General features: G+C 73.6%; 7 protein-coding genes. 1 reads left to right on the top strand and 6 read right to left on the bottom strand.

All coding sequences use genetic code 11. The annotated features are described in order from the left end of the window. Positions 1-2 precede the first annotated feature (2 nt). From M8C13_RS00680 to M8C13_RS00670, 3 genes are all read right to left on the bottom strand, one after another. Positions 3-1,598, bottom strand: a complete 1,596-nt coding sequence (locus tag M8C13_RS00680) for a PHP domain-containing protein (RefSeq protein WP_252478424.1) — start codon at positions 1,596-1,598, stop codon at positions 3-5. Positions 1,599-1,793: 195 nt separating this feature from the next. Further along, positions 1,794-3,110: a discoidin domain-containing protein gene (locus M8C13_RS00675; protein ID WP_252478881.1), complete on the bottom strand. Its 1,317-nt coding sequence runs from the start codon at positions 3,108-3,110 to the stop codon at positions 1,794-1,796. Between the two features lie 84 nt (positions 3,111-3,194). Continuing rightward, positions 3,195-4,196, bottom strand: coding sequence for an Lrp/AsnC ligand binding domain-containing protein (locus M8C13_RS00670; protein ID WP_252478423.1), 1,002 nt, complete (start codon positions 4,194-4,196; stop codon positions 3,195-3,197). A 178-nt stretch (positions 4,197-4,374) separates the two neighbouring features. Here M8C13_RS00670 and M8C13_RS00665 point away from each other — a divergent pair, with 178 nt between their 5' ends. Next, the gene (locus M8C13_RS00665; protein WP_252478422.1) at positions 4,375-7,197 is read left to right on the top strand and encodes an AAA family ATPase; all 2,823 of its coding nucleotides are present in this window, start codon (positions 4,375-4,377) and stop codon (positions 7,195-7,197) included. Positions 7,198-7,201: 4 nt separating this feature from the next. Here the strand turns inward: M8C13_RS00665 and M8C13_RS00660 are convergent, their stop codons facing one another. The 3 genes from M8C13_RS00660 to M8C13_RS00650 form a co-directional block, all read right to left on the bottom strand. After that, positions 7,202-8,044 (bottom strand): acetylxylan esterase, encoded by an 843-nt coding sequence (locus M8C13_RS00660; protein ID WP_252478421.1) that lies wholly within the window; start codon positions 8,042-8,044, stop codon positions 7,202-7,204. Between the two features lie 91 nt (positions 8,045-8,135). Beyond that, the gene (locus M8C13_RS00655) at positions 8,136-9,677 is read right to left on the bottom strand and encodes a S8 family peptidase (RefSeq protein WP_252478420.1); all 1,542 of its coding nucleotides are present in this window, start codon (positions 9,675-9,677) and stop codon (positions 8,136-8,138) included. Between the two features lie 23 nt (positions 9,678-9,700). Next, on the bottom strand, positions 9,701-11,155 hold the full coding sequence (locus M8C13_RS00650; RefSeq protein ID WP_252478419.1) for a trypsin-like serine protease: 1,455 nt from the start codon (positions 11,153-11,155) through the stop codon (positions 9,701-9,703). Positions 11,156-11,159 lie beyond the last annotated feature (4 nt).

Below are 11,159 nucleotides of genomic sequence, written 5' to 3'. Positions count from 1 at the left end.
TCCTACCCGGGCAGCGCCCACATCGGGTTGGTGTAGAACCACAGGTCCTCCCACGGGTCGGCGTCCCCGGCCACGTCCATCGCCGGACCGGCCGGATCCACCGCCGCACCGCCCAGCCCGACCGCGACCCGCTTGCCGTCGGTGCCCCGCAGCCGCAGGTAGAACGGAGACTCCAAGCGCCCCAAGGCATGCGTGAACCGCACCGTGCCCGCGGACGCGCTGACCGTGAAGGAGCGCACCACCTTCGTCTTCGGCGCGCTGAAGGTGTCCCGGTCGGCGACCGGGCCGGTGACCGCGCCCTGGATGAGGTCCACCCTGGCCAGCTTCGGCACGAACTGCGCCCAGTTCGGCAACCGCGCCAGGTCCACGTCGATCACCAGTTCCAGCGCGGTGCCCCGCTTCGCCCGCAGCACCCCGCCCAGCGTGACGCTGTCCTGCGCCCACCGGTCCGCGGTGCGCAGCCGGATGTCCAGCCCGGCCACCAGCGCGCCGTGGTCCACCCAGACCCGCCCGGCCCGGATCCCGGCCATCACCGCGCGGTAGGAGTGCCCGTCGGCGCCGACGTGCGTGCGGGTGTAGGCGCCGGGCCAGAAGTCGGCGTTGGTGAGGTCGGGCACCGGCCCGTGCACGGCGTCGGCGAGCTTGCCGTCCCGGTCGAAGTTGGAGCCGGGGCCGGTGACGGCGGTGTCGCCGTAGACGGCGTGCGAGTCGGAGTTCGCGGTGACCCACCACGGCCTGCCCTCGGCGAGCAGGCTGTCCCACAACCCGCCCACGGTGGCGGTCATCCAGTCGAAGCCGCCGAAGGTCCGGTAGCTGGCCGGCGGGTAGGCGGGGAAGGAGTCCGGGCCCGGCTCCATGAAGTAGTAGCCGCGGGAGAGCCCGGCCCCGTGCGGCTTGGCGATACCGGCGGCCTGGTGCCCCGGCGCGGCCTCCATGCCCACCGCGATGTGCGGCTGGGCGTCCCGCCAGTTGCGGATCTCGTGCGGGGTGTCGATGCCCTGCCGGGCCGGGTGGTTGGCCAGGAACAGCACGTCCTCGATCCGCCTGCGCCGCAACGCCTCGGCCAGGAAGTCGATGCCGGCGATGGCCAGTGCCTCGTTCGCGGGAGTGTTGGACAGGGCGTTGCGCACGATGCCGTCGAAGGAGCCCTCGAACTCCTTGAGCACCCGCACCTCCTCCCGTCCGGGGTGGACGAACACGGTGCCGTGCTCCGCGGCCGGGACGTTCCACTCCAGGCCCTGGAACACCAGCGCCTCCGGCACGTCCCGGCGCGCGGCCACGATCTCCGGATTGACCCGCTCCACCCCGATCCGGGCGTGGGTCGGCCCGCCGTGGTCGGTGATCACCATCCAGTCCAGCCCGTGCGCCGCGCCCTGCCGCACGTGGTCGATCACCCGGTAACGACCGTCCAAGCTGTACTGGGTGTGGATGTGGTGGTCCCCGGCCAGCCACCGGTAACCGCCGCGCGGCGGCGGCGCGGCGTTGGCGGTGGCGGCGAAAATCCCTGGCGCGACCGCGAGTCCGGCACCCAGCAGTCCGGCCCGGCGCAGCATTGCCCGGCGGGACAACCCGTCCGGCGGCAACGCCTCGTCCGGCACCGCGCTGTCGAGTGCCTCAGGTAGTGGATGGTCATGGGCATGATGGTGGTGGTGATGATGATGGTCCACAGCCGGTGGATCGGGGCCGTTCGGACCCGGCCTGGATACCCCACCCCGGTGACTCCGCCGTCAGCCGTTCGTGCCGGGCGTCAGCCCAGGTCGCGCCGGGTCTGGCGAGATACCCAGGTAGATAGTTCAGCCTGTGCGACTGCGGAGAACTCCTACCGGAGTCAACGGCCCGGGTCCCGCGGTGACCGGAATGCCGACCGACCGGTATCCCGGCCCAACCTGGTTGTCGCGGTAGAACTTCACGCCGGTCGAAGCTGAGGTGGCCTCCGCGACCCGCGTCGAGGAGCCGACGAACCTGTTGCGGGTGATGAACACCTGGTCCGGCCCGTCCACCTTGATGGCCTGGTTCCAGCTGTCGCCGATCTCGTTGTCCGCGATGATCCAGTTCCGCATGCCGTCGGTGTTGCCGCCGGAGTTCCCGCCGCGGCCGTAGTCCTCGGCCATCAGGAACTGGTGGATGCTGGGGATGCTGTGGTCGCGGTCCGGGTTCGGCGGGCCGATGGCCTTGTTGCCGCGGATCTGCACGTCGTCACTGGCGATGGGGTGCGAGCTGGACACCCAGGTCTGGACGAAGTCGGTGTGGCTGTCGCCGGGGTCGCCGGTGACGAAGTTGATCGCGGTGTTGTAGAGGATCTGGTGGCCGTCGCCGAAGAAGGTGATGGCGTTGAGGTCGCCGGGGCCCTTGACGCCCTTGATGTCGTTGTTCTGGATGGTGACGCCGGTGTTGTTGTCGGAGTAGATGCCGTACTGCTGCCTGGCGTCCACCCGGCAGTTCTGCAGCACCACGTGGTCGGCCGTGATCAGCACGCCGCCGCGGATGGTGTTGCCCTGGCAGTCGTAGACCTTGGGCGCGGCCGCGGTGCCGCCGGAGCTGATCTTGTACCGGGAGTCCTGGGGTGGCACCAGGATCGCGCCGGCCGGCGTGGCCACCCCGCCGACGCCGAGGGTCTGCTTGGGCGGCGGCTGGGTGCCGGTTGATCCGGACACGGTCGCCTCGGTGATGCTCGTCCACTTGGCCGAGTCGGCGGAGTTGTTGCCGTGCCCGATGATCCGCAGATAGCGGGCAGGCCCGTCGGCGAGGTCGTAGGTCTCCAGGCCGAGCGTTCTGCCGCTGCTGGTCGCCCGGGACAGCACGGTCGACCACGCCGAGCCGTCCTCGGACAGCTGGACGTCGAAGCTCGCCCGCCGGCGGTCACCGTCGTGCCAGGCCAGCGCCACCGACTCGACCGTGGCGACCGAACCGAGGTCGAAGCGGATCCAGACCCCGGCACCGGCGGCGGACCACCGGGTGGACAGGTCGCCGTCGATCGCGCCGGCCGGCCCGTTGCCGTCGTGGGTGTCGGCGGTCGCGGCGAGGATGGGCAGCGTCGCGGTCGCCGCGGGCGGGCCGTGCAGCGCCATCGAGCCGAGTGCCGCGCACACGCCCAGCACGGCGGTCAGCATGCGTTTCACCGGAACACCTTCCTGCCTTCGGGGAAGTGAGCACCTGGCGTAGTTGCTAGCGGATCGGGCCCGGGATCGGTCCCGTCAGCGGGCGGGCGCCATCGGCACCTGGCCGACCGCCCGCCCCTCGCGGTTGAGCAACCGGCCCATCCGCTTCGGGATCCGCAGGCTGAGGTTGCGCTCGTCGACAGCGACCGCGGGCGCGGCCAGGCGCATCCTGGCCTCGAAGTCCGCGCAGTCGCCGGTGCCGTGCAGCCAGGCGGCCAGCAGCAGGTTGTGATCGCCGATCACCGCGCTGCACAGCCGGGTCTCGGGCAACGCGGCCAGCGCGCGGGCGGACTCGGCGAGCTGGTCGGCCGGGACGGTGATCCGGTACATCGCGGTGACCGGCCAGCCGGCCAGCGCGTTGGCGATGTCGCAGCGGAAGTCCAGTTCGCGGTGCCGCAGGATGCGCTGCAACCGCCTGCGCACGGTGGCGTTGCCCGCGCCACAGCGCTGGGCCAGCTCGGCGGCGCTGCGCCGCGGCTCGATCGTCAGCTCCCGCACCAGGTCCGCGTCCAGCCTGTTCCACGGGGTGGTGGTGGACGGGTGGGGGAGCGGCGCGGGGGCTGGTAGCTGGGCGCGCTGGTCCGGGGTGAGGGCGCGGGCCAGCCAGTCGCCGCCTTCCCGGTACACCTGGGAGACCACGGTCAGCCGCAGCGACAGCACCCCGTCCAGCGCGCCGATCCGGCTGGTCACCAGGGTGTCCAGGGCGGCCAGGTCCACCGCGTCCACACCGAGGAACAGCTGGTGGCGGCCGGTGGTGTGCTCGACGCTGAACACCGGCGGCCAGGAGCACAGCTCGGCGCTGAGCGCGGCGATCCGGTCCGGGCGGCAGGCCAGGTCCAGGTAGCCGATGGTCAGCGTCGGCGGCGGCACGTAGGCGGTCAGCCAGGCCAGCCCGCCGGCCCGCAGCCGCTCCCACCGGCGGGCGGCGGTGCGCGCGTCCACCCCGATCGCCGCGCCGAGCACCGCCCACGGGGCCCGGGGCGCGAGTTGCAGCGCCTCGACGAGCATGAGGTCCGGTTCACCCAGCGGGGTCGGCACCCGGGCAGTGTGCCGTCACCTGGCCGGTGCCGGACACCGTCGATGGTCGGGTGGCTGGTGAGCGCGTTCCGGCATCATCCGGACCGGAAATGGCGCATTGGCGCAAACCCGGTGGCCACTGTGGCCGGTGCCGCATTGTCGTACTCGTCAGTAGACCTGGCGGAAGGACGGTGCGGTGATGGCTACCTCCGGGCGCGCGGCCGAGCTGGCCGCGCTCACCTCGGCACTGCGGGCCACCCCTTCCCTGGTGCTGGTCAGCGGCGAGGCGGGCATCGGCAAGACGCACCTGATCAGCGCCGCCCTGGCGGAGCTGGACCGGCGCTCGGTCGCGGTGGTGCTCGGCCGCTGCCAGCCGGGCACGCCGTTCCGCTACGGCGTGCTGGCCGAGGGCCTGCGCTCCTGCCTGCGGGAGCGGCCGCGGCCCTCGGTGTTCGACTCCGCCGCCGCGGGCGCGCTCGCGGTGCACCTGCCGGAGCTGGCCGACCGCCTGCCACCGCCACCGGAGCGCGCGGATCCGGTCGAGCTGGCGCACCTGGTGTGCCGGGGGGTGCGCGATGTGCTGGCCGCCCTCGGCCGGGTGGTGCTGGTCGCCGAGGACGTGCAGTGGGCTGATCCGGACTCCCGCACCGTGCTCCGGCACCTGCTGGCCGCGCCGCCACCCGGCCTGTCGGTGGTGCTGAGCCACCGGCCGGCCGAGCTGACCCAGCCGCTGGTCCGCCCCGCGCCGGGGACCACGGTGCTGCGGATCGCGGTCGGACCGCTGGCCGAGCCGGAGGTGGCGCAGCTGGTCCAGGACCGCCTCGGCCCGGCCGACGGCCTGGCCGGTGAGCTGACCGCGCAGACCGCGGGCATCCCGGCGGTGCTGACCGAGGCGCTCACCGAGCTCGCCCGCACCGGCTGGCCACCCGCCGACGGCCGCACCGCCGCCGAACTGCTCGGCGCGCTGGAGCTGCCAGGGGTGCGCGAGCAGCTGGACTCGGCCCTGCACGCCGTGCCCCGGCCCGCCCGGCTGGTCGCCGAGGCCGCGGCCGTGCTGGCCGGGCCCGCCACCGCCGAGGACCTCGGTTCGGTCGCCGGTCTGCCCGTGGGCCGGGCCAGGGCGGCGGTGACCGCGCTGCTGGCCGCCGGGGTGCTGCGCGAGGAGTCCGCCTGCCACTACACCCTGCGGCACCCGCTGGCCCGGCGCGCGGTGTACCGGTCGCTGGCCGGGCCGCACCGGCAGGAGCTGCACCGCCGGGCGATCCGCCTGCTGGCGCGGGCGGATCCGCTGCCACTGCGGCGGCTGACCGAGCACAGCGGGCAGGCGGGGGAGTCCGCGCTGGCGCTGCGCTACGGGCGGGAGCTGATCGAGGCGGCCCAGCGGGTCGGCGACCTGAGCACGGCGATCGAGGTGCTCACCACCCTGCTGGCGGCCGATCTCGGCGGCGCCGACCGCGCGGGCCTGGTGCGGGCCCTGTGCCGGCTCGCCCCGGCGGGCACCCACCAGCGGCAGGCGGCCGCGACGGTGCGGCGGTTGCTGGCCGACCCCGGCCTGTCCGAGGAGCTGCGCGCGGAGGTGCGGCTGTGCCACGGGCTGCTGCTGGCCCGCCAGGCCGAGGGCATCGAGAGCAGCCGGACCCAGCTGACGGCCGCGGTCCGGGACCTGGACCACGGCGGCGCGCGGCTGCGCGGGATGTCCCTGCTCGCCCTGCCCTTCCTGGGCGCCACCCCGGTCGCCGAGCACCGGGCCTGGGTGCGGCGGGTGGAACGCGACACCCCGGCCGGGGCCGATGCTGAGCTGCGCCTGGGCCTGCTGGCCAACACCCTGGCCTGCCGGGTGCACCTGGGCGAGCTCGACGCCGAGAGCGCCGTGGCGGCCGCGCCCGAACACGCCACCGAGGCCGGGGCGCGCAGGCAGCTGGCGCGGCTGCACGTCAACCTCGCCGACGCCTTCGCCTGGACCGGCGCGAACGCCGCCGCGCGCCGGGCGCTCAACCGCTCCCGGCACCTGACCACCGGGCTCGGCGCGTGCTACGCCGCCGGTTCGGCCGAGGCGACCCGGTTGCGGCTGGACTGGGCCGAGGGTCACTGGCACGACCTGGACGCCCGCGCGGCCGACCTGCTGGCCGCGCACCCCGAGCTGTACCCGATGGCCAGCGAGGCCTGGCTGGTGCGCGCCTGGCTGGCGGTGGCCCGCGGCGACTGGCACGAGGCAGAGCGCTGCTTCCAGGCCACCCGCTGCGCCGAAGCGGCCAACGCGGTGTTCCCGGTGCTGCTGGGCGTGGCCGGCGGCACCATCCGGATGCTGCTGGAACAGGAACGCCTGGCCGAGGCCTGCGCGCAGGCCGACCGGGCCGCGGAGCAGTTGCGCGCCAAGGGCGGCTGGACCTGGGCGGGGGAGTTCGTGCCGCACGCGGTGGAGGCCTACTGCGCACAGGGCCGGGCCGGGGAGGCGGCCGCGCTCACCGCCGACCTGGGCCGCGCCGTGCGGGCCCGGCACGCCCCGCTCGCCCAGGCCTCGGTGCTGGCCTGCCAGGCCCACCTCGCCCGCGCCCGCGGCGACCTGGCCGCCGCGGCCGAGCAGTTCGAGCTTGCCCGGCGGCGGCACGCCGAGCTCGGTTTCGCCTACCGCGCCGACCGCCTGGCCGAGCTCGCCCTCACCACCGGCGCGCCCGCCGACCCCGCGCACCTGGTCGACCTGGTCGGCCGCTACGAGCGAACCGGCGCGGCCCGCGATGCCGCCCGGTGCCGGGACCACCTGCGCCGCAACGGGATCCGCACCCCTGCGCACCGGTCGGGTCGGGGCTACGGCGACGCCATGTCCCCGCGCGAACAGGAGATCGCCCGGCTGGTGGTGGCGGGCCACACCAACCGGGAGATCGCCGAGATCCTGTTCCTGTCCCGCCGGACGGTGGAGGAGCACGTGGGCAAGCTGCTGCGCAAGCACAACGTCCGCTCCCGCCACGACCTCCAGCTACCGGGCGCTGCGCTGGCCATGGCCTCGAACCTGCCCGGCTCGTAGGCCCTCAGCTGATCTGCTTGGCCTTGTCGTTGCGCGCGTGCGCGGACCACGCCTCGTCCCCGCACAGTTCGCAGGAGGACTCCTGGCCGAAGAACACCGACTTCGCCCGCTGGTCACCGGCCAGCCAGTACCGCAGCCACGCGGTGACCGCGCCCAGCACCCTGGTCCGGGTCTCGCCGAGCAGGAAGTGGCCGCCGCCACGCACCTCGCCCAGCACCGCGGGCACCTGACCGGCCCCGCCGTACCGGGCCCTGACGAACAGCGAGGGCACGATCAGGTCGACCTGCCCGGCGACGAAGAAGGCCGGGCCGTGCAGCGCGCCGACCCTGCCCTGCGGTCCCGGCTGGATCGGCACGGTGGTGTTGATCAGCGGGTCCGCGCCCGCGGCGATCGCGCCACCGCCGCCCTGGGAGTGGCTGGCGGCGGCGATCCTGGTCTCGTCGATCTTGCCGTGGAACGCGCTGCCCGGGCGCTGGTCCTCCGCGATCAGGAACCGGGCGCCGGCCAGCATCTCCTGGCCGCTGCCGGACTGCGTGGTGTTGGCCGCCGCGATCACCACGCCCCAGGAGGCGATGTGGCGCAGCATGAGGTCGTACGGTTCGGTGTTCACGCCGGTTCCGTTGCCCCACACCAGCACCGGCAGCGGTGTGCTGATCCCGGCCAGGCCCGCGGGGTGGTAGAGGGTGTGGTCGGGGCCGCCCTTGACCACGGTGACCTGGTGCGGTCCTGGCTGCTCGAAGACGCGAGCCGGGGCGGCGTCTGCGGCGGCCGCGGCCGGGGCGAGCAGCCCGGCGGCGAGGAGGAGGGCGATGGTCGCCCGGAGTCCGCTGGTCGTGCTGGCGCGCATGCGTGTTCCTGTTCTGGGAGTGGGGGATTCGCCCGGTGGGCCGCCGTCCCTGCTTGCGGCGGCCCACCGGGCAGGTGCCTCGGAGACCCGGTCAGAACGTGATGGCGAAGCCCTCGATCGTGCCCGCGTCGAAGCGGTACACGTCCCTGGCGCTCAGCTTCCACGTGCCGTTGGCGTTCTCCGAGGAGGCGTCCACGGTGAAGGTCTGGTGCACCCCACCCGCGGAACCGATCCCGCCGGAGTCCTTGAGCCGGAAGGACTTCCCGCTGGGGCCGATCAGGTCGAGCACCAGGTCCGCGGAGTAGGCGTGGCTGATGTCCACCTTGACCGGCAGCGTCGCCGATGCCGTGCCGGGGCAGCCTTCCTGGGTGACCGAGCTGGTCACCGCGTCACCGGCGTCCGGGATGGGCACCGGTGTGGTGTTGGTGCGAATCCCGCACTTCGGCCCCGGCCCGCCGCTGATCGCCGAGACGTTGAGCAGCTTGTTCGGCGAGCCGCTGCCCACGTTGCGGATGACGCCGTCGGTGGCGCCGTTGACCAGGGCGTCGCGGACCTGCTGCGGGCTCGCGCCGGGGTTGGCGGCCAGGTACAGCGCCGCCGCGCCGCCCACGTGCGGGGCCGCCATCGAGGTGCCGGTCATGTTCGTGCTGCCGCCACCGCTGTTGCCCTTGCTGATCGAGGTGACGTTCTCCCCGGGGGCGAAGATGTCCACGCAGGTGCCGATGTTGGAACCCATGTACCGGTTGTCCATGTTGTTGGTGCCGCCCACCGTGATCACCTCCGGCACCCGGGCCGGGCTGGTGCCGCAGGCGTCGCGGGAGTTGTTGCCCGCGGCCACGGTGTAGACCACGCCCGAGGCCACCGAGGCCTTCACCGCGTCGTCGCCGACCCCCGGGGCGTCCATGGTGAGGCTCATGTTGGCCACCGCGGGCTTGCGCGCGTTGGCGGTGACCCATTCCACGGCGTCGATGATGCCGGAGTCCGGCCCGGTGTTGTCGCAGCCGAGCACCTTCAGGCCGACGATCTTGATCTTCTTGGCCACGCCGTAGGTCTTGCTGCCCATGGTGCCCGCGGTGTGGCTGCCGTGCCCGTGGCAGTCGTAGCCGTTGCCGCCGAAGAAGTCCTTGCCGAGGCTGGCCCTGCCCTCGTACTCCGGGTTGCCGGGGTCGATGCCGCTGTCGATGTCGTAGGCGGTGACCCCTTCGCCGGTGTTCGGGTAGGTGTAGGCGCGGTCCAGCGGCAGGTTCTTCTGGTCGACCCGGTCCAGGCCCCAGGTGGGGTTGGGCTGGGTGTCCGCGCCGCGGGCGGTGCCGTCCTGGTGCACCGACTTCACCGCGGGGTCGGCGGCCAGTCTGCGGGCCTGCTGCTCGGTCATGCTCCGCACCGAGAAACCGCGGAGGGTGTGGGTGTAGGTGGAGCGCAGTTCGCCGCCGTAGCGCTGGGCCAGCGCGGCGGAGGTGGCCTGACCGGTGGCCACATCGTCGCGCAGCACGACGATGTACTGGTCGCCGTAGTGCTGCCGGGCCTGGACCACGGTGCCCTCCGCGGGCGCGGCCTGCGCCGCGGTGGCGCCGAGGGTGAGCGCCGGGGCCAGCAGCCCGAGCGCGAGCAGGGCTTTTGCCTTGGTGTGCATGGGAATCCGCCTCGTTCCGCGGGTCACTGGACGGTCAGGGTGTAGACGGCACTGGCCTTCTTGCCCGCGCTGTCGGTCGCGGTCACGGTGACCGGGTAGCTGCCGGGCTGGTGCGGCGCGAACACCTGCATGGTGGAGCTGCCGCCCGCGTTGACCGTCCGCGGGTTGAACATCGGCTGGATGATCAGACCGGTTCCGCTGGCGGACAAGGTGATCGTGCCGGTGCCGCCGGTCACGGTGACGGTGGCGGCGAGCAGCGTGCTGGGCCTGCCGGAGCCGGAGCCGGGGTTCACCGCCACCGCGAGGTCGCCGGGCTGCCCGCCCTTGCCGACGGTGAGGGTCAGCGCCGTGCTCACGGTGTCGGTCTTTCCCTTGCCGGACAAGGTGATCCGGTACTCCCGCTCCGCCGTGCCCGGCGCGGTCTCGATGGTGAGCTTTGCGGTCTCGCCGCTGGTGATGGTCGAGGGCTGGAAGGTCGCCGTGGCGCCCTCGGGCAGACCGGTGGCGCTGAGCGCGACCTGTTCCGCCCCGCCGTTGCCCGCCTTGCTGGTCACGCTCACCGAGACGTGCTTGCCGGGCTCGACCTTCGCCGCGGCGGGCACCGCGGACAGGGTGAACGCGCCGGTGGGCGGCGGGTCCCCGATCTGCTCCCGGACCCAGTCGCCCATCTCGTTGTTGAGCCGGGCGTAGATGCTGTACCAGCGGAAGTCGCTGCGGCTCCAGGACGCCAGCCCGATCACCTTGCCGTCGGCGACCAGCGGACCGCCGCTGTCCCCGGGCAGGATGGTCTTGCGGCCGTCGGCGTAACCGGCGCAGATCATCGTCTTCGGATCCGCGCCCTGCTCGACCCCGGTGCACTGCCGCGGTTCCACGATCGGCAGGGTCAGCTTGTGCAGACTGGCATCCGGCGGGCTGTCGCTGTGGCTCTTCTTGCCGTAGCCGAGGCTGAACACGGTCCGGCCCGGCTTCTCCAGCCCGGTGTCGGCGGAACTGGCGATCGTGGCGTAACCACCGGCGGGCACCGGGATGTCGGCGTCGGTGGTGATCACCGCGACGTCGTAGCCGCTGGCGAAGTGGCGGTAGCTGGGGTGAGTTTTGTAGTCCACCACGTTGAGCTGGGTGCCGCCGGGCTTGGCCACGTCGTCCAGGCCGTAGAGCACGGTCTTGCGGCCCTGGAGCTCCTTGCAGTGCGCGGCCACGAGGACCTTGCGCGGTGCGATCACCGAGCCGGTGCAGCTCTGCCCGCGCGGCCTGCTGCCGCCCTCGCGCAGCGCGGCGATCAGGTATGGGTACTCGCGCACCGAGGCCGGTTCACCGCCGATGCTCTGCCCCTGCGCGCCATCGGGCACCCGGGCCAGGTCGGTGGGGGCCGCGCCGGGCAGGGTCCCGCCCGGCGCGGCGAGCGCGGAGCCCACGCTCAGCGGCAGCGCCAGCAGCACCGCGGCGATGCCGAGCAGCCTTGTTCTGGGTCTGGTCATGGTG

It is taken from the genome of Crossiella sp. SN42, from assembly GCF_023897065.1.
In the GTDB taxonomy this organism is placed as follows: Bacteria; Actinomycetota; Actinomycetes; order Mycobacteriales; family Pseudonocardiaceae; genus Crossiella.
The sequence above is the reverse complement of the archived record's forward strand: the minus strand, read 5'-3'. Positions and strand labels throughout refer to the sequence as shown.